The sequence below is a fragment of the Robiginitalea sp. SC105 genome (assembly GCF_014243345.1).
GTDB lineage: Bacteria > Bacteroidota > Bacteroidia > Flavobacteriales > Flavobacteriaceae > Robiginitalea.
In genome coordinates this window covers 324,371-342,224 of sequence record NZ_JACLZF010000001.1, presented here as the reverse complement: position 1 = coordinate 342,224, position 17,854 = coordinate 324,371, and the positions used below count along the sequence as shown (strand labels likewise).

The window sequence follows — 17,854 nt, the reverse complement described above, 5'->3', positions numbered from 1 at the left end:
AACCTACTGTAGCTTGCTCTGAATGAATCTCCAGGAGAATACATTTAATTACAAGATTATCTTCGCGGCCCTGGTGGCCGTTATTCTCGGGATTCTGATCGCGTTCTACTACAGCTATGCCCAATCCCAGACGGAAATCAGCTACCTTGAGAAGGAAAAGAGCCTGCTGGTCAAGGACCTGACGCTGATGCGCACTGAGGTAGACCGCCTCTCCGCCCTGAACGAGGTAAACGAAATCGAACTGCAGGACAGCCGCCAGCGGGTACAGAGCCTCCTGGACTCCGTGGGCCAACTCAACTACGATATCGCCAAGCTCCGCGAATATCGCAAGGAACTCCGCAAACTGGAAGCACGTTACGACAGCATCAAACTCCGCAACAACTACCTGCAGTACAACAACCTGCAAATCACCGAGAAATATGAGGAAACCCGCCGGATGATCGAGGAACTCCGGGGGCGCAGCAGCAGCCTGGCGGAGGCCGAAGCCCTCCTGCGTGAAAGGAACCGGCAGCTGAGCCAGGAGCTCCGCCGCAAGAGTTACCTCTCCCTGGAAAACCCGGAGGGGAGTGGTTTCCGTTTGCGCAGCGGCCGTCCGATCAAGACAAACAAGGCTTCCACCATCGAAAAACTGCGGGGTTGTATCACCATCGAATCGGATCCCAACGCCGGAGCGGAGGAAAAGGTACTCTACTTCCAGTTCCTGGGCCCGGACATGGGCGTGATCGAGGACAATGCGAACATTGTATCCGTAAACGGCAACATCTACAGCAAGCGGGTGGAGCTTATCTACGTGGGCGAACAGCTCAACGTCTGCGATTTTATCACCGTCCCCGAAGGTTCCCTCCGGGAAGGGATCTACACGCTGAATATTTTCGAAGACGAAAAATTACTCAGCACCACCGAATTTGAGCTGAAGTAATACCCCGGCAATTTCCCTGAATATTCTATTTTTGCCCAATGGCAAAACAAGAAGACGACTTCAAACGGGTCATATCCCACGCAAAGGAGTACGGGTATGTCGTACAGTCCAGTGAAATATACGACGGGCTCAGCGCCGTTTACGACTATGCCCAGAACGGGGCCGAACTCAAGAAGAACATACGGGAATACTGGTGGCAGGCCATGGTACAGCTGCACGAGAACATCGTGGGCATCGACGCCGCCATCTTCATGCACCCCACCACCTGGAAGGCCTCCGGCCACGTCGACGCCTTCAACGACCCGCTGATCGACAACAAGGATTCCAAAAAGCGGTACCGGGCAGATGTCCTGATCGAGGAGTATGTAGCCAAATTGGAGGCCAAGATCGAGAAAGAGGTGGACAAGGCCGCCAAGCGGTTTGGCGACGCCTTTGACCGGGAACAGTTTGTCTCCACCCATCCCCGGGTGGTGAAATACCAGGAGCAGGCGGACGCTATTATCAAACGCATGGCCCGCTCCCTCGAAAAAGAGGACCTGGCCGATGTGAAGGCCCTGATCGAGGAACTCGAAATCACCTGCCCGGTTTCCGGGTCCCGGAACTGGACGGACGTCAAGCAATTCAACCTGATGTTTGGCACCAAACTCGGGGCAAGCGCCGATTCGGCCATGGACCTGTACCTGCGCCCCGAAACGGCCCAGGGGATCTTTGTGAATTTCCTGAACGTGCAGAAATCCGGCAGGATGAAGATCCCCTTTGGCATTGCCCAGATCGGGAAGGCCTTCCGGAACGAAATCGTCGCCCGCCAGTTCATTTTCCGCATGCGGGAGTTCGAGCAGATGGAGATGCAGTTCTTTATCCGTCCGGGCGAACAGCAGAAATGGTATGAATACTGGAAGGATGCGCGCATGAAATGGCACCTTTCCCTGGGGATGGGCGCCGAGAACTACCGCTTCCACGACCACGAGAAGCTGGCCCACTATGCCGATGCCGCCGCCGATATCGAATTCCGCTTCCCCTTTGGCTTCAAGGAACTGGAAGGCATCCATTCCCGCACCGATTTTGACCTGTCAAACCACGAAAAGTACTCAGGCAAGAAACTGCAGTACTTTGACACGGACCTGAATGAACACTATACGCCCTACGTGGTGGAAACTTCCATTGGCCTGGACCGCATGTTCCTGGCCGTTTTTTCCCACTCCCTGCAGGAAGAAGATCTCGGGGACGGAAATAGCCGCACCGTTTTGCGCCTCCCGGCTGTCCTGGCGCCGACAAAGGCAGCAATCCTACCGCTTATCAAGCGGGACGGCCTGCCGGAACTCGCCCGGGAGATCTTCGATACGCTGAAATGGGACTTCAGCGTGCAATACGATGAAAAGGATGCCGTGGGCCGGCGCTACCGCCGCCAGGATGCGGCCGGGACTCCCCTGTGCATCACGGTAGACCACCAGTCGCTTGAAGACCGAACGGTTACCCTGCGCCACCGGGACAGTATGGAGCAGGAACGGGTGGCGATCGACAGCCTCTCGGGACGGATCGGGAAAGCGGTGGATATGAAGGAATGGCTCCGGAAGATGGAGGCGGTCTCCTGATCACGGAAAGTCTTTGCAAGGGCGCGTACGGTCCGGGAGGATGCTGCCCGGAACCCGCACGCACCTTACAACCGCCAATTCACCTCACAACTGCAAACGCACCTTACAACCGCCCCACCACCAACACGCCCAGGTAGTAGTTCCGGCTGTTGCCCGGATAGTAGTACCGCGGCTGAGAACCGCCGAAACCGGTCGCATTGATGAGCACCGAACTTGCGTAGAGCGTATCCAGCAAATTGTTGACCCCGAGCTCCAGGCCCGCCCGGAAACGGCTGCCGAGTGCCCAGTTATACCCGGCCTGCAGGTTGACCAGGCCGTAAGCGTCGCTGAAGACGGAATTGCTGTCGGTCAGGGGAATCGGATCCACATATTGGTAGCTGCCGTTGAGGTACCACCCGGCATCCCCGCTGAGGCGGATACCTGAATACAACCGGTTCCGTGGCACCCCTGTGAGCCGGTTCCCGGAATAGTCCCGGTCCTGGTCGGTAAACTCCCGGAAGCGATGCGCGTTCAATGTGTAGGAAACAAAGGGGGTAACCGTAAAATCCCGTCCCGGCCGCAACCGGTATTCCCAACTGACTTCCATCCCGTTGTGACGGGTACTGCCCGCATTCCTCCCGATATACTGGTCCTGACCTACCCGCTGGGCCACCAGCAAATCCCGGATTTCCATCCGGTACAGGGCTGCCGTAATCTGCATCCGGGAATCCACCGACTCCCAGTGGAGGCCGGCTTCGTAGTTCCAGCCTTTTTCCTGCCCGATGTCGGGGTTGATCAGGCCTTCAGGGCTGAGTGATTCCTCCAGGCTCGGGTTGCTGAACCCCCGGCTGATATTCAGATACGAAAAGAAGGTATCCCGCCAGGTATACCGCATATCCAGGCTGGGCAGCAGGATGGGGTCAAAGTCGCGCCCGGCAGACCGGTTATCCGGCCCCTTATTGAACCGGTCCCGGAAGTCATAACGGGTATTGTTCAGGCCGAGGCCCAGCCGGATCCCAATGGCCTCGGAAACCTCCCAATCCAGGCTGCCAAAGAGAAAGTCCTGCCTGCGGAACTCCTTGTTCCGACTGATTTGTGCCCCTTGCAGGCTCCCCTGCCCGGCGTTGTCCTCGTACAGGTTTTCGTAGGTGCCCCAGCTATATTCGTCCCGGTAAAGCTCTGCCCCGAGCCGCCCCTGCACAGGCATGTCCCCGATCCGGAATCCGGTTTCCAAAACCGCCCGCAACCCGAACCCAAAGGTAAATTCGTCCAGGATATTGAAGGGCCGGGGTTCGTAGTGATCGAGGTAATTAAAAAACACGCTGGTTACCAGGGAGGTATTCCCGCTAAGGGCATAGTGGTCCGACAGCCCGAGCAGCGTGTATTTATTGGCTTCAAAACCCTTGGCCTGTGCCCAGGTAAAGGCAGCCTGGGTCGGGTCCGTTTCAAAATCGGTCCGGTTAAGGGAGCTCGGTATCTCTGCGGAATAGTCGATGTAGTTGGCCAGCAGGTTCAAACGGTGACGCCTGCCGGCATCCATCCCCAGGTTCAGCAGCAGGCCGTCCCGCTGGAAGGCATTGTTCTCCCGGTAGCCCTGGGTGGTCAGCCGGTTGTAGCGGATTTCCGCGCTTACCGTACTGTCTGCGTGGGTCAGGGCGACATTGGATTTAAACAGGCCATAGGAGCCCACACTGGTCCGGGTCCGGAATTGGGTCCCGGGTTGTCCCGCAGGATCGGAGCGGAGCAGCAGCGCCCCTCCCAGCGCCCCTCCATATGCGGCCGATTTGGGGCCCTTTACCACCCGGATGCTGCTGAGGTTTTCCAGGTCAAAGGATTCCAGGCTGGAAACCCCGGTGCCGTTGGTCACCGGGATCCCATTGAAATACATCCTCAGTTTGTCCGTGCCAAAGGGGGTACGTGCCCCCACCCCCCGGATGGTGATGCGGTTGGTGTTCAGCGCCCCGGACAAGAAATACACCCCGGGCACCTGGTTCATCGTCCCGGCAAAATCCACGGGGTTCTGCTGCCGGATCGCCCGGGCAGTCACCACTTCGGACGGGGTCAGCCCAAGGGGGGATTCCCGGGTGCGCTCCACCTGAAGGATCACTTCGTTCAGGTCGATGACCGAATCCCTGGGCTGGTCCTGGCCGTAAGCCAGGCAGACCGTTGAAAAAACCAGGAGGAAAAGGATATGTTTCATATACGGGGGTTGCCCTCAAAGATACGCCTGCGAAGGCAGCCGGCAAAGCCATGCTGCGGATCGCCTGAATGGTATCAGAACCGCACCCCGATATTCAGGCCGGCCCGAAAGATGAATTCGTCCTGGTAGGGTTCGGGGTTGAGGCTGCGCCCCACCCCGCCGTGGAATTCCAGGGTAAACCTTTGGGACCGGGTGGTCCATTTGCTCCCCGCGCCGAGCCCCAGGGCAAAGGTATTATAGCGTTCACTGACCCGGGTATCGGGCAGGTAATCCACCCGCTCTTCCCCTTTGAAGTACAGGCCAAAGGCTTCTGCAAAGAAGCCGGAACGGGGGGCATAGCCGAAATAGGCCCGCAGGTTGGGCCCAATGCCGAAGTTGCCGTTGTAGTCATAGCGGTCGTTATCCCAGTAGACCGTCCCCCCCAGGCTGAGGTCGTCCCCGACGTAGTGCTCATAGGACAATTCGGCACCCCCGGTTGCCAGGAACAGGCCAGCATTGAACTTCACTTCCCGATCCGGGCCAAAGGGGGGGTAAGCCTGGGCGAACAGCGAACTGCCGGTGAGCATTAACAGGAGGGGTAAGAAGTGTCGTATCATCTTTTTAGGGAGGTAATTGCAAAGAGCATTCCAAAGCGTTGGGCACTGGTTATAAAATTAGGGATTCCATGGTAAAATGCACGGGTTTCCACGCCTGCTCTGCATTGCCTATTTTTGTGCGAAAACCAACCTGTTGAAAATCGCGTCCTACAACGTAAACGGTATCCGTGCCGCAATCCGGAAAGGTTTCCTGGACTGGCTGGCAAAGGCCGGGCCCGATGTGATCTGCCTGCAGGAGATCAAGGCGCAAAAGGAGCAACTCGACCTGGAGCTTTTTGAAAAAGCGGGCTACCCCTACCATTACTGGTTCAGTGCCGAAAAAAAAGGGTACAGCGGCGTGGCGATTCTCTCGCGTCAGAAACCCGACCGGGTGGTCCGTGGCACTGGGATCGGCTACATGGACAGCGAAGGGCGGAATATCCGGGCCGATTTCAGCGGGGTATCCGTGATGAGCCTGTACCTTCCCTCCGGCACCAACATCGCCCGTCTTGACCACAAATTGCAGTATATGGCCGATTTCAGGGACTATGTGGATGGCCTGAAGCAGGAACTGCCGGATCTGGTCATCTGCGGGGACTACAACATCTGCCATCGTCCCATTGACATCCACGATCCGGTGCGGAACAAGAATGTCTCCGGTTTCCTCCCGGTGGAACGGGAATGGATCGGGGATTTTATCGACAGCGGTTTTATCGACAGCTTCCGGCATTTCAACCCCGACCCCCACCACTACACCTGGTGGACCTATCGGGCGGGTGCCCGGGAGAAGAACAAGGGCTGGCGCCTCGATTACGGCATGGTCAGCCGGCCCCTGGAGGACCGCCTGGCGCGCTCGGTCATCCTGCCGGAGGCCAGGCACAGCGACCACTGCCCCATTTTACTCGAACTCAGCGAATAATCCAACAGACACCAGAAACACATGCAATACACCAAATTACCCCATACGGACATTGAAGTCAGCAAGATCTGCCTGGGAACCATGACCTGGGGCCGGCAAAATACGGAGGAAGAGGGGCACGAACAGATGGATTACGCCCTGGACCGGGGGATCAACTTCTTTGATACTGCGGAACTTTATCCGGTGCCGGCCCACAAGGATTACCATTCCCATACGGAGATGATCATCGGCAATTGGTTTGCCCGGACCGGGAACCGGGACAAGGTGGTGCTGGCCACCAAGATTGCCGGCCCGGCACCGTTCACAAAATTTATCCGGACCACGGGGTACCGTCCGGAATCGATCCGGGAGGCGGTGGAGGCCAGCCTGGCCCGGCTGAAAACGGACTACATCGACCTTTACCAACTCCACTGGCCGGAGCGCAGCACGAATTATTTCGGGCAGCGGGGCTATACCCCGGACCCCAGGGACCACTGGGAAGACAATATCCACCTGGTCCTGCGTACCCTGGCAGAACTCATCCGGGAAGGGAAGATCCGGCATGTGGGCCTGTCCAACGAAACCCCCTGGGGGGTGATGCGGTACCTTGAGGAAGCCAAGGTACACCACAACCTGCCCAGGATGCTCACCATCCAGAACCCCTATAGCCTCCTGAACCGTTTGTTCGAGGTCGGGCTCTCGGAAATATCCCATCGTTCCGGAATGGGCCTGCTGGCGTACTCACCCCTTGGGTTTGGCACCCTCAGCGGCAAATACCTGGATGGGAAAAAGCCCGAAAAAGCGCGGATTACGCTATTCCCGAATTACAACCGCTACAGCGGGGAAACGGCCGTGGAAGCGACCCGGGCGTACCAGGAGATCGCAGCGTCAAAAGGCCTGTCCCTGGCCCAGATGGCACTGGCCTTTGTCAACAGCCGGCCCTTCCTGACCAGCAATATCATCGGGGCCACCTCCATGGAACAGCTCCGGGAAAATATCGACAGTATTGATATCCGCCTCACCCCGGAAATTCTGGAAGCCATAGAAGGCGTACACAACCGCATCCCGAATCCTGCACCGTAACTAACTAAAATTTAAAATATTACGATTGAATTGTCTTTAAGATGACTTTATTGATCGAATTAGAAAAAGTATTAGCAAATGAATATTAGATCAAGTGTTATCAAGGCTACCCATTCCATGTTATTTACGGAATATTCTAGGAATCAAACAATTCAGTTTGTGGATTAAATTATCCACTAATTCAATGCTTTTTGGCATGTCGAAAACGTATGCAACAATCAGACTCATGGTAATCATCTCTCCACCATCTTCCAATATTCCCCAAATAGACCCACCCCAATTTACAGCGGCATGAACAGAATCAACAAAAACACCAAAGATTGCAAGCAGAAAAATTAATAATACAAGTTGAAAGGAAACACGCTTGTCAATTGGTTTTGCGTATTTATAACTTAACCCAATAAGAACAAGAAAAATTAATCCTACGATCCCAGAAACAAATACTTCACCAATGTGCTGCGGTCCTAGATTGATTAAAGTGGGAAAATTAAATAATACAGCTATTCGGTTTCCCAGTGTTTCATGGATTTCCAATGAGTCGTCCAGTAATAAGTAGACAAAAAGCAAAGCCCAGAAAAAGAAAATCGATCTTCGTTTTTTGATAGCATGGATTATTAGCAAAAAGAAGATCGAAAATTCTTTGAAATATTGAAATAGTTCAGCCAATCCCATTTCGGCATAAATGGAAAAGAAAGTGTTTGTTGGGTAAAAAATACCCCTTACGCCATGGATAATCAGCAAAGTAATATCTGCTAAAAGTAAAATGCCAAGGAAACGTAGGCTATATAAAGCCTTGAGATGAAGCATGGTAGCTAAGTTGGCATGACCATAGGAAACCGGCAAAAATATTCGATAGGCTACGAAAACATAGGCATCTAATGTACTTAAGCTCTTGATTTGGATTGTTTTGTTCTTTACGAGTAGATTGTACTTTTTGGAGCTGACCTGATTTTATATCAATCGAACAGCGCCCGTACGAGTTCCTCCACCTTGGCCACCCTGCGCACATCGATACCCGGCGTTTTGAGGGAGACCTTGGCATTGGCGGAGATGTAAATGGTTTCCAGGCCCAGTTTGGAAGCTTCCCCGATCCGCTGGTCGATGCGCGGTACCGGGCGGATTTCGCCGGCCAGGCCAATCTCGGCTGCAAAACACACTCCTTTGGGGACCGGGATGTCCGCATTGCTGGACAGGATGGCTGCCAGTACGGCCAGGTCGATGGCTGGGTCGTCTACCTGTATGCCGCCGGTGATGTTCAGGAAAACGTCCTTGGCGGCCAGCTTGAAACCGGCCCGCTTTTCCAGTACGGCCAGCAGCATGTTCAGGCGTTTGGCAGGAAAACCGGTGGCAGACCGCTGTGGGGTACCATAGACGGCGCTGCTGACCAGGGCCTGGATTTCAATCAACAGGGGCCGGAGTCCTTCGACAGTAGCCGCCACTGCTGTCCCGCTCATGGGTTCCCCGTTGCGGGAAATCAGGATTTCGGACGGGTTGATCACCCCGTGCAGGCCATCGCCCTTCATCTCGTAAATACCCAGCTCCGAAGTGTTCCCAAAGCGGTTTTTCAAAGCCCTCACGATCCGGAAAAGGTGGTTGCGGTCCCCTTCGAATTGCAGGACGGTGTCCACCATGTGCTCCAGGATCTTCGGGCCGGCAATACTCCCCTCCTTGGTGATATGCCCGATGAGGATCACCGGGGTGTGGGACTCCTTGGCAAATTTGATGAGTTCTGCCGTGCATTCCCGGATCTGGGAAACGCTGCCGGCCCCCGCCTCGAGGTAGTCCGAATGCAGGGTCTGGATGGAGTCCACGATCACCAGCTCCGGCTCCAGGGCGGCCACCTGCTTGAAAATCCGGTTGGTGTTGGTTTCGGTGAGGATGTAACAGGAATCCGAATCGGGTTTTACCCGCCGGGCGCGCATGGCAATCTGCCTTTCGCTTTCCTCCCCGGACACATAGAGCGTACGCAGAGGGACCTTCAGCGCCACCTGCAGCATCAGGGTACTCTTGCCAATTCCGGGCTCCCCGCCGATCAGGGTGAGGGACCCGGGCACCAGGCCGCCCCCCAGGACCCGGTCCAGTTCGGGATCGCCGCTTGAGAGCCGCATTTCGCGATCCGTCCGGATTTCACCCAGGCGGACGGGACGGGCACTGCGCGCTGGGGCATCCGGCGCCTTCCAGTCTTTGGAATCGGTTTTTTGCAGGAGTTCCTCGGCCAGGGTATTCCACTCCTTGCAGGAGGGACACTGGCCGGTCCATTTGGCGTATTGCGCGCCGCAGTTCTGGCAGAAATAGGCTGTTTTGGTCTTGGCCATCCGGATCCGGGGAATAAGGGCTAAAGATAGACCCCCCTACCCGAATTTCCAAGGTGGGCTGCCGGCCAGTTTCAGAATCCGAAATCGGCTTTGAGGGCATCCATTTTTTCCAGGGCCATCTCCTTGGTCAGGAAATCGATTTCCTCCATACCGAAGGCTTTCTCGAAGGTGCGCAGCGCCTTTTTGGGTTCTCCCAGCTGCTCGTAGTACTCGCCTTCGAAGTAAAAACCGAGCATCGTATGGGGAAAGGCCTCCTTGCAGAGGTCCGAAAGGGGTTTCAGGGATTCGTAGTCTTCTTTTTTCCGGATCCCGGCGTACACGGCCAGCACGTCGTTGAGGGCTACAGGCTGGCTGAAGCCGAAAAGGTCTTCTATGGTCTGGTATTTGTCCTGCAGGTAGGCGATAACCGGATCGCTGGATTTGAGGATCTTCTCCCGGTATTCCTTCGGGGTGATCGGGCGGAAGATGCTGAAGGTCCGGTCCCAGGCCCTGCCGATCCCGTAGGTGGCGACCGAGGTCTCATTGGCATCCTCGTATTTGTCGTAGTAATAGGTGAGGCCTTTACGGCTTACCTGCTGCAGGTTCCGGTTCAGCATGTCGACGCCCGACGGGTCGTCTTCGGAAATCCCCTCGGCGATCAGGTGGTAAAAGATGGGCTGCTGGATCGCGGTCAGGCGTTCGGGCACGCGCGTCTCCATTTCCGGAGCCAGCAGTGGGGAGATGCTGATATAGGCGTTGAACAGGGAATTTTCCTTGAACAGGTAATAGTTCCCGAAGTTGGCGGTGATGTCGAAGCCGACGAACATCTTGAAAGGGGCCACATTGTAGGCGCTCACCATGTAAGGGATGATTTCCAGGCCGATGAACTCGTAAAAAAGCTTGCCCTTATCGGATGGCAAACCGGAAGTTTCCTCGAAGGCACAGTCGTACCAGCGCAGGTCCTTTTCCTCCTGGTGGATGCCCACGATCAGCGTTTCCGGCATCCCCTGGAAGTTGCTGTAGTACCTGGAAGTTGCGACCACCTGGTCGAAGAGGCGGTCTGCATCGAGGACAATGACAAGCGGGTAGGATTTGTCCGGGGTGTAGGATTCCGGTATGTAATAAGAGACATCGCGGCGTTCCTGGAGTTTGAAGGACTCGAAGATTTCTTTTTTGATCTGGGCGGCACCGGGCAGGAATGTGCCAAGGGCCAGCAGGATCGGCAACAGGCGTTTCATATGGGTACGATTTGGCAGGGGGCTATTTGCCCCTGTTCCATAACGGTAGCAGTAGGAAAGATATTGCACCGAAAAAGACGACCATCAGGGTCTGGGCGATCCAGATGATCCATCCGAAGGCATCTGCCGAATTTGCACTGATGCCAAACAGCATGAGCGCCTGGGCCACTGCGATGGGGTAGAGGCCCAGGCCGCCCGGGGTGGCCGTCATGGCAAAGGCCCCGGCAATAAACCCGACCAGCAGTTCCCAGAAACTGAGCGACAGGGTTTCGGGCACCGTGTATTTGATGATCCAGAACATCCCGATATATGCCCCCCAAATCAGCAGCGTATGGCCCAAAAAGGCCCACTTGCGCTTCATGCGGAAAATGCTGAGCACCCCTTCGAGGAGTCCCCGGACGAACCCGCGCAACTTCTGGGCGAAGGCCCATTTGGACTTCCTCAGGAAGGCACGGAATATGAAGAGCCCCAGGATCCCCCCGCCCAGGAGCAACGCACTGGCCGTAAGGCCCACCCCGTTTTCGGCCAGGTAGCCAAGGATGATGTCGGTCTGGGAAGCCAGTGCCAGCAGGATGATCAGGAAAAGCATGATCAGGTCAATGACCCTTTCGGTCACGATGGTCCCGAACCCTTTCTGGAAAGGCACGTCCTCATAGGTGGCCAGGGCTGTGGCGCGCAGGAATTCCCCCGACCTCGGGATGCCCAGGTTGGCGAGGTAGGCCATGAGAATGATCAGGATGTTGTTTCGCACGGCCGGCTTGTACCCGATGGGTTCCAGCAGGTAATTCCACCGGATGGCCCTGGAAATATGGCTTATGATGCCGATCAGTACCGACAGAACAACCCAGAACAGGTCCGCTTCCCGGATGTAGTGGACGATTTCCCTCCGGTCTTCCGGGGAGGTCATGTTGTAGGAATACCAGATCAGGAAAACCCCCAGGGCAATGGGCAGGATAACCTTCAGCGTTTTTTTGGCCGACGCTTTCAAGATCAGTTCAGCAGGTTGGTAGCCTCGTCGGGGAATACCAGGGCCGGGTTGAATTTTTTGGCTTCTTCCAGCTCCATCCAGGCATAGGTGATCAGGATGAGGATATCGCCCACGGCAACGCGACGGGCAGCCGCCCCGTTCAGGGTCAGTTCGCCGCTGCCCCTGGGCCCTGGGATGGCGTAGGTTTCCAGCCGCTCCCCGTTGTTGTTGTTGACGATCTGTACCTTTTCGCCCTGTATAATATTGGCAGCGTCCATCAGGTCTTCATCAATGGTGATCGAACCGATGTAATTCAGGTCGGCGCCGGTCACCCGGACCCGGTGAATCTTGGACTTGACTACTTGGATTTGCATGCGGCAAAGATACTTAATTCAGGGCGAGATTGTCGATAAGCCGTACCCCTCCGAGGTAGGCCGCCAAAAAGGCCCGGTATTTTTTATGTCTGCTTTTGCGCAGGACGGGCTTCAGGTCCCGATCCCCGGCAATTTCTATATATTCGAGTTCAAAATCGGGATGGGCCCCGAAGACCCCCTCCACAAATTCCTTTACTTTTCCAGCACTTTTCGTGCCAAACCTCCTTTTGGCTTCCTCCAGGGTCCGGTAGATAAAGGGCGCTTCCTCCCTGAGCCTTTTTGTCAGCCGTCCATTGCGCGAACTCATGGCCAGGCCATCCACTTCCCTGACAATCGGGCACCCGACAATTTCAACCGGGATATCCCGGATCTCCACCAGTTTCCGGATAATCTGCAATTGCTGGTAGTCTTTCTCCCCGAAATAGGCCCGGTCCGGGCCAACCAGTCGCAGCAGGGCTTCGACGATGGTCCCCACCCCGTTAAAGTGTCCCTCCCGGAAAGCCCCTTCCATTACCTGGTCCAGTCCCTTAAAATCATAAGCCCGCGAGGAAACCGCATCCCCGTACATCTCCGACACCTCCGGAGCAAATACGCGGAGGTCGCCTCCGACCTCCCGGAGTTTTGCGAGGTCTCCCTCCAGGGTGCGCGGGTATTTTTCGAGGTCCTGCGCATTGTTGAACTGGGTGGGGTTGACAAAAATGCTCACCAGCGTGGTGTCGTTTTCCGAAAGCGACCGCCTGACGATTTCCAGGTGGCCCCGGTGCAGGGCACCCATGGTGGGTACCAGGCCAAGGGACTTTCCGGAATCGCGGACCGACCGGCAAAAATCTCGCACCTCCGATTTGGTTTTTAAAGGCTTCATTGGCGTGGAAAACAGCGTGCAAACTTACTATAATTACGGGTATTCTGCATAAATTTTGTAATTTTGCAGCTACGTTTTCACTCCGAATAAAATTCCGCCTCTATGAATGGTAAAAAGATATTGTTTGTATCTTCTGAATTAGTACCCTACCTACCCGAGAACGAAGTATCCCTGATGTCCTACGAAGCACCCCGGATGGTGAACAGCAACGGCGGGCAAATCCGGATCTTCATGCCGAGATACGGCAATATCAACGAGCGCAGGCACCAACTGCATGAGGTGATCCGGTTATCCGGAATGAACCTGGTGATCAATGACATGGATATGCCCCTGATTATCAAGGTGGCCTCCATCCCAAAGGAACGGATTCAGGTCTATTTTATCGACAATGAGGAGTACTTCAAGCGCAAGGCCACGTTCACGGACGAAAACGGGGAGCTTTTTCCGGACAATGACGAGCGGGCCATCTTCTTCGCCAAAGGGGTGGTGGAAACGGTCAAGAAACTCAACTGGGCCCCGGACATCATCCATGTCCACGGATGGATGGCTTCCCTGCTGCCGCTGTACCTCCGCGAGGTCTATGCGGACGAACCGCTATTTGCGGACAGTAAGATTGTCACCTCTATCTACGGGGTCGGTTTCGAAGGGAGCCTGAGCCCGGAACTCGGCAAGAAAATCGCCTTTGACATCGACGGGGAAAACACTGTAAAAGCCCTGAGCACGCCCACCTACAATAATTTGTTAAAAGTCGCAGTAGATCATTCCGACGCGGTTATCTTAGCCGCCGAAGATATTCCGGACGACCTGAAGGAATATGTAGCCAACCTTGACAAACCGGTATTGCCCTATGTTCCCCTGCAGGAATTTGAAGAGGCATATGCGAATTTTTATGATACCGAAGTTTTAAACTAAAACTACATGAAGCGACTTTTGATTTCCGTTTTGGCGGGAATATGCCTGATTATTGCGGCAGTTTCCTGCGAAGAGGAAACGCTGACCATCGGGGAAGGCGTCATCGGGGGGGAACCCTTTGGCACCGGAACGGCCTACTATGATGTCTTTGCCTATAACCACCAGATCAACGCGGTACCCACCAATCGCCTGCCCCTCTACCAACTCGGGGTTTTCAACGACCCGATATACGGACGGACCGAATCCCGGATCACCGCACAGCTGAACCTCCCCAACAGTTCCGGTAACCCGGTTTTCGGCATCTATTCCCAGGCCGAAGAGGATTCGGACCCGGATGCCACTCAGGAGAATGAAACCGTCACCCGGGTACGCCTGTTCCTCCCTTTTTTCCTGGACAATTCAGCCGATTCGGATTCGGATGGGGTGATCGACGAGCTGGATGAGGAACCGAACAACTCCACCAATGACTCGGACGGGGACGGTCTGTCAAATGCCCAGGAGACCGCGGGGGGCACCAATCCCCTGAACCCGGATACCGACGGGGATGGCACCCCGGACGGCAGCGATACCTCCACCCCGGTCAACACCTACCCGAATGTACGGAAACTCGACAGCATCTATGGCAATCGGGATCAGCCCTTTACGCTCAAGATAGAACGGAATACTTTTTTCCTCAGTGACCTGGACCCCGGAAGCAACTTCCAGGATTCCAGGCCCTATTTTTCGGACCAGCAGATCAGCCCTGATTTCGTATCCGATGTGTTGTTTGAGGACCAGCTGACCATCTCGAACGAGGAGACCCTGATTTTCAACGAGGACGACCCGGATACCGAAGAGGATGAATCCCTTACGCTGAGTGAACGGTTGCCCCCCGGCATCGTGGTGTACCTGGACCCGGATTACTTCCAGGAGAACCTGATCGACAAAGAGGGTGGCCCGGAACTCCTAAGCAACCTGAATTTCCGGGAATTCTTCCGTGGGCTGCACCTGAGCCTGACCCCTGCCCAGAACGAGGAACTGATGATCCTGCTGGACCTTACCCGGGCCCAACTCCAGGTATCCTACCAGTACCGGCAGGCCGGGCAGACCGATCCGGAGGAAAGCACATTTACCCTGCGGCTGCTTACCGGGGGCGGCAACCAGGCCATTTCCGGCAATGCCATCAATACCCAGCTGAGCGAGGCTTACCCTGCGACCATTGCGGATGCGCTTGTCGCCCAGGACCCGGCTTCCCGCATATACCTGAAGGGGGGCGCCGGCACCTATGCGGAACTCGACCTTTTCGACCAGCTGGGAGGGGGGGAAATCATCAACGAGATCAAACAGAACAACTGGCTGATCAATGCGGCTTACCTTGTCTTCCATGTAGACCGGGAAACCCTGGACAATGCGGGAGGGACCGTGGAGCCGCCCCGCCTGTACGTTTATAATTCGGAAACGAACGCCCCCCTCTATAATCGCCTTACCGAGAACAGCACGGCGGAGACCTCCTTCGGGGTATACCAGAATTACGACGGATTCCTCGAAAAGGAAGGGGACCTTGGGATGAGTTACCGGGTCAATATCACCGAGCATATCAACAACATCATCATCCGGGATTCGGCCAACGCGCGCCTGGGCCTCACCCTGACCCCGGACCTGCGGCTTTCGGGCACCCAGGAACTGATGGTGCCCCCGTCCGACGGCTCCCTGAAAGAACTCCCTGTGAGCGGGTCGATTACCCCGCTGGGCACGGTGCTTTACGGGGGGGATGCGTCAATTGGCCTGGCCAACCGCCTCCGCCTCGAGATCCGCTATACGGAAATCGATCCCTGAGGTGATCCTTTGGCGGGTTAATCCCGTTCTTCATCCATTATCGGCCGGGATTGTAACTCATTTATCCTATTTTTGGGGTGCTGAATCCCTAACCTGAAGCTCTATGTGCGGAATTGTCGGATATATCGGTCACCGGGACGCCTACCCGGTCATCATGAAAGGGCTGCAACGGCTGGAATACCGCGGTTACGACAGTGCCGGGGTGGCGCTCTTTGACGGGGACCAAATCAACCTTTCCAAAACCAAGGGCAAAGTCGAGGATTTAAAGCTCCGCTCCGAAAAGGAAATTTCCCTTGCCGGCAACCTGGGCATCGGCCACACCCGCTGGGCTACCCATGGGGTACCCAACGATTGCAATGCACACCCCCATTTTTCAAATTCCGGCAATCTGGTCATTATCCACAACGGGATCATCGAGAATTACGAAGCGGTCAAAAAGGAGTTGATCAAACGCGGCTATTCCTTTGAATCCGAAACGGATACCGAGGTACTGGTCAACCTGATCGAAGAGGTCAAGAGCAAGGAAGGCGTGAAACTGGGCAAGGCCGTCCAGATAGCGTTGAACCAGGTGGTGGGCGCCTATGCCATCGCTGTTTTCGACCGGACCAAACCCAATGAGATCGTCGTCGCCAAATTGGGAAGCCCCCTGGCGATTGGGATAGGGGACAACGAATTCTTTGTGGCCTCCGACGCATCCCCCTTTATTGAATATACCAACAACGCGATTTACCTGGAGGACGAGGAGATGGCCGTGATCCGGCTTGGGAAGGAGATCAAGCTGCGGAAAATCAAGGACGACGCCATAGCCTATCCGCTCGTCCAGGAACTCCAGTTAAACCTCGAGGCCATTGAAAAGGGCGGGTATGAACATTTCATGCTCAAGGAAATCTACGAGCAACCCCATGCCATCAAGGACACCTTCCGGGGGAGGCTGCTGGCCGATCAGGGCCTGATCCGGATGGCGGGAATCGACCAGAACCTGGAGCGGTTCCTCAATGCGAACCGCATCATTGTGGTTGCCTGCGGGACGTCCTGGCATGCGGGGCTGGTAGCCGAATACATTTTTGAGGACCTGGCCCGGATCCCGGTGGAGGTGGAGTACGCCTCCGAGTTCCGGTACCGCAATCCGGTGATCACCGACAGGGACGTGGTGATTGCAATTTCCCAGTCCGGGGAAACGGCCGATACCCTGGCCGCCATCAAACTGGCCAGGGAACGCGGGGCTTTTGTGTTCGGCGTCTGCAACGTAGTGGGGTCTTCCATCGCCAGGGAGACCGATGCCGGGGCCTATACCCATGCCGGACCTGAAATCGGGGTTGCTTCCACCAAGGCCTTTACCACCCAGATTACCGTTCTGACTTTGATGGCCCTGAAGCTCGCCAAGGCCAGCGGGACACTTTCCGAGTCCCGCCTCCATGAAATGCTTTCCGAACTAGAAGGCATCCCCGCCAAGGTAACCAGGGCACTGGAATCCAATGCACTGATCGAGGTGATCGCGGATGTCTACAAGGACGCGGCCAACTGCCTGTACCTGGGCCGGGGCTATAACTTCCCGGTAGCCCTGGAAGGCGCCCTGAAACTCAAGGAAATCAGCTACATCCATGCGGAAGGCTACCCGGCGGCTGAGATGAAACACGGGCCCATCGCCCTGATCGACGAGCACATGCCGGTAATCGTTATCGCCACCAAAAAGGGGCACTACGAAAAAGTCGTCAGCAACATCCAGGAGATCAAGTCCCGGAAAGGCAAGATCATCGCTGTCGTAACCGAAGGGGACGAGCAGGTACGCGACCTCGCAGACCACGTTATCGAGGTTCCTGAGTGTTCCGAAAGCCTCTCCCCCCTGCTGACCACCATCCCCCTGCAATTGCTCTCTTACCATATCGCGGTGATGCGCGGTTGCAATGTGGACCAGCCGAGGAACCTGGCAAAGTCCGTCACGGTGGAATAACCCCTCTTTTCCCTTATCGATTTCCCCATTTTCAGAAGCTGGTGCAATTCGGGTCTCGCTGCCGCGTTTTCCGGATATTTTAATACCCGGGCCCTTCAATTGCCATATTATTATTATGCACGCATAATTTTATCAAATTTTAATTCCGGGTTTGAAAAAATTGGTATCTTGTCCTTAAAACCCAGTTAAATCAAA

At 55.6% G+C, this 17,854-nt stretch carries 15 protein-coding genes; 7 read left to right on the top strand and 8 right to left on the bottom strand.

Annotation, left to right across the window (positions count from 1 at the left end; translation table 11 throughout):
* Positions 1-22 precede the first annotated feature (22 nt).
* Together H7F20_RS01490 and H7F20_RS01485 are read left to right on the top strand one after the other, a co-directional pair.
* Positions 23-919, top strand: a complete 897-nt coding sequence (locus tag H7F20_RS01490) for a hypothetical protein (RefSeq protein WP_185784381.1) — start codon at positions 23-25, stop codon at positions 917-919.
* 38 nt (positions 920-957) lie between these two features.
* Complete coding sequence (locus tag H7F20_RS01485) at positions 958-2,511, top strand: glycine--tRNA ligase (protein ID WP_185784380.1); 1,554 nt, start codon at positions 958-960, stop codon at positions 2,509-2,511.
* Positions 2,512-2,614: 103 nt separating this feature from the next.
* Here the strand turns inward: H7F20_RS01485 and H7F20_RS01480 are convergent, their stop codons facing one another.
* Positions 2,615-4,690 (bottom strand): TonB-dependent receptor domain-containing protein, encoded by a 2,076-nt coding sequence (locus H7F20_RS01480; RefSeq protein ID WP_185784379.1) that lies wholly within the window; start codon positions 4,688-4,690, stop codon positions 2,615-2,617.
* Positions 4,691-4,764: 74 nt separating this feature from the next.
* Entirely contained in the window at positions 4,765-5,286 is a 522-nt protein-coding gene (locus H7F20_RS01475) for a hypothetical protein (RefSeq protein ID WP_185784378.1), read from the bottom strand.
* 133 nt (positions 5,287-5,419) lie between these two features.
* Between H7F20_RS01475 and H7F20_RS01470 the strand changes: the two genes are divergently transcribed.
* Positions 5,420-6,184 carry an exodeoxyribonuclease III gene (locus H7F20_RS01470; protein WP_185784377.1) on the top strand — a complete coding sequence of 255 codons (765 nt, stop codon included), beginning with the start codon at positions 5,420-5,422 and terminating at the stop codon, positions 6,182-6,184.
* A 21-nt stretch (positions 6,185-6,205) separates the two neighbouring features.
* Entirely contained in the window at positions 6,206-7,246 is a 1,041-nt protein-coding gene (locus tag H7F20_RS01465) for an NADP(H)-dependent aldo-keto reductase (RefSeq protein ID WP_185784376.1), read from the top strand.
* A 120-nt stretch (positions 7,247-7,366) separates the two neighbouring features.
* On the opposite strand, the gene H7F20_RS01460 is transcribed toward H7F20_RS01465, so the two are convergent.
* The 6 genes from H7F20_RS01460 to panC all read right to left on the bottom strand — a co-directional run bounded on the left by H7F20_RS01460 (position 7,367) and on the right by panC (position 12,981).
* Positions 7,367-8,053, bottom strand: coding sequence for a hypothetical protein (locus tag H7F20_RS01460; RefSeq protein WP_185784375.1), 687 nt, complete (start codon positions 8,051-8,053; stop codon positions 7,367-7,369).
* Positions 8,054-8,202: 149 nt separating this feature from the next.
* Entirely contained in the window at positions 8,203-9,561 is a 1,359-nt protein-coding gene (radA, locus tag H7F20_RS01455) for a DNA repair protein RadA (protein WP_185784374.1), read from the bottom strand.
* Between the two features lie 71 nt (positions 9,562-9,632).
* Positions 9,633-10,778 carry an alpha/beta hydrolase gene (locus tag H7F20_RS01450; protein ID WP_185784373.1) on the bottom strand — a complete coding sequence of 382 codons (1,146 nt, stop codon included), beginning with the start codon at positions 10,776-10,778 and terminating at the stop codon, positions 9,633-9,635.
* A gap of 22 nt (positions 10,779-10,800) precedes the next feature.
* Positions 10,801-11,766: a lysylphosphatidylglycerol synthase transmembrane domain-containing protein gene (locus tag H7F20_RS01445; RefSeq protein WP_185784372.1), complete on the bottom strand. Its 966-nt coding sequence runs from the start codon at positions 11,764-11,766 to the stop codon at positions 10,801-10,803.
* A gap of 2 nt (positions 11,767-11,768) precedes the next feature.
* On the bottom strand, positions 11,769-12,119 hold the full coding sequence (panD, locus tag H7F20_RS01440) for an aspartate 1-decarboxylase (RefSeq protein ID WP_185784371.1): 351 nt from the start codon (positions 12,117-12,119) through the stop codon (positions 11,769-11,771).
* 13 nt (positions 12,120-12,132) lie between these two features.
* Positions 12,133-12,981 (bottom strand): pantoate--beta-alanine ligase, encoded by an 849-nt coding sequence (gene panC, locus H7F20_RS01435; RefSeq protein WP_185784370.1) that lies wholly within the window; start codon positions 12,979-12,981, stop codon positions 12,133-12,135.
* A gap of 102 nt (positions 12,982-13,083) precedes the next feature.
* Here panC and H7F20_RS01430 point away from each other — a divergent pair, with 102 nt between their 5' ends.
* The 3 genes from H7F20_RS01430 to glmS all read left to right on the top strand — a co-directional run bounded on the left by H7F20_RS01430 (position 13,084) and on the right by glmS (position 17,659).
* On the top strand, positions 13,084-13,893 hold the full coding sequence (locus tag H7F20_RS01430) for a glycogen/starch synthase (RefSeq protein ID WP_185784369.1): 810 nt from the start codon (positions 13,084-13,086) through the stop codon (positions 13,891-13,893).
* 6 nt (positions 13,894-13,899) lie between these two features.
* A complete protein-coding gene (locus H7F20_RS01425; protein WP_185784368.1) occupies positions 13,900-15,708 on the top strand; it encodes a DUF4270 domain-containing protein in 1,809 nt (602 codons plus the stop codon).
* Positions 15,709-15,811: 103 nt separating this feature from the next.
* Positions 15,812-17,659 (top strand): glutamine--fructose-6-phosphate transaminase (isomerizing), encoded by a 1,848-nt coding sequence (gene glmS / locus H7F20_RS01420; RefSeq protein WP_185784367.1) that lies wholly within the window; start codon positions 15,812-15,814, stop codon positions 17,657-17,659.
* The last annotated feature ends 195 nt before the right edge of the window (positions 17,660-17,854 follow it).

Bases quoted from the DNA above. Each gene is read 5' to 3' on its own strand.
- H7F20_RS01460 (WP_185784375.1), bottom strand. From the start codon at position 8,053: ATGCTTCATCTCAAGGCTTTATATAGCCTACGTTTCCTTGGCATTTTA.
- glmS (WP_185784367.1), top strand. From the start codon at position 15,812: ATGTGCGGAATTGTCGGATATATCGGTCACCGGGACGCCTACCCGGTC.
- H7F20_RS01475 (WP_185784378.1), bottom strand. From the start codon at position 5,286: ATGATACGACACTTCTTACCCCTCCTGTTAATGCTCACCGGCAGTTCG.
- H7F20_RS01490 (WP_185784381.1), top strand. From the start codon at position 23: ATGAATCTCCAGGAGAATACATTTAATTACAAGATTATCTTCGCGGCC.
- H7F20_RS01480 (WP_185784379.1), bottom strand. From the start codon at position 4,690: ATGAAACATATCCTTTTCCTCCTGGTTTTTTCAACGGTCTGCCTGGCT.
- panD (WP_185784371.1), bottom strand. From the start codon at position 12,119: ATGCAAATCCAAGTAGTCAAGTCCAAGATTCACCGGGTCCGGGTGACC.
- H7F20_RS01465 (WP_185784376.1), top strand. From the start codon at position 6,206: ATGCAATACACCAAATTACCCCATACGGACATTGAAGTCAGCAAGATC.
- H7F20_RS01450 (WP_185784373.1), bottom strand. From the start codon at position 10,778: ATGAAACGCCTGTTGCCGATCCTGCTGGCCCTTGGCACATTCCTGCCC.
- H7F20_RS01425 (WP_185784368.1), top strand. From the start codon at position 13,900: ATGAAGCGACTTTTGATTTCCGTTTTGGCGGGAATATGCCTGATTATT.
- radA (WP_185784374.1), bottom strand. From the start codon at position 9,561: ATGGCCAAGACCAAAACAGCCTATTTCTGCCAGAACTGCGGCGCGCAA.
- H7F20_RS01485 (WP_185784380.1), top strand. From the start codon at position 958: ATGGCAAAACAAGAAGACGACTTCAAACGGGTCATATCCCACGCAAAG.
- H7F20_RS01430 (WP_185784369.1), top strand. From the start codon at position 13,084: ATGAATGGTAAAAAGATATTGTTTGTATCTTCTGAATTAGTACCCTAC.
- panC (WP_185784370.1), bottom strand. From the start codon at position 12,981: ATGAAGCCTTTAAAAACCAAATCGGAGGTGCGAGATTTTTGCCGGTCG.